This window comes from Microbacterium sp. P26 (assembly GCF_023712585.1).
GTDB classification, from domain to species: Bacteria; Actinomycetota; Actinomycetes; order Actinomycetales; family Microbacteriaceae; genus Microbacterium; species Microbacterium algihabitans_A.
In genome coordinates this window covers 1-431 of record NZ_JAMAXZ010000031.1, presented here as the reverse complement: position 1 = coordinate 431, position 431 = coordinate 1, and the positions used below count along the sequence as shown (strand labels likewise).

Genomic DNA, 431 nt, shown 5'->3' with positions numbered 1-431 from the left:
ACCTGGCTGAAATCAAACTGATCCCGCAAAAAGCGGAGGAGGAGCGCCATGGCTGATAAAATCGCGGTGCTTTTCGGTGGAACCTCCGCTGAACGTGAAGTGTCGCTGAATTCAGGCGCGGCGGTGCTGGCCGGGCTGCGTGAAGGCGGGGTGGACGCCCATCCGGTCGACCCGCGCGATGTTGATATTACCCAGCTAAAAAAGCAGGGCTTTAAGAAAGCGTTTATTGCCCTCCACGGCCGCGGCGGGGAAGATGGCACTCTGCAGGGGCTGCTGGAGTTAATCCAGCTGCCTTATACCGGCAGCGGCGTGATGGCTTCGGCGATTTCAATGGATAAACTGCGCAGCAAGTGGCTGTGGCAGGGTGCCGGATTACCGGTCGCGCCGTGGGTGGCGCTGACCCGCGCCCAGTTTGCCGCCGGGCTGTCTAC

1 pseudogene is annotated in these 431 nt (G+C 61.0%); it reads left to right on the top strand.

The features are described 5' to 3' along the window. Positions 1-48: 48 nt before the first annotated feature. Positions 49-431 (top strand): annotated as a pseudogene (locus M3667_RS17205) (D-alanine--D-alanine ligase); the annotation flags it as partial.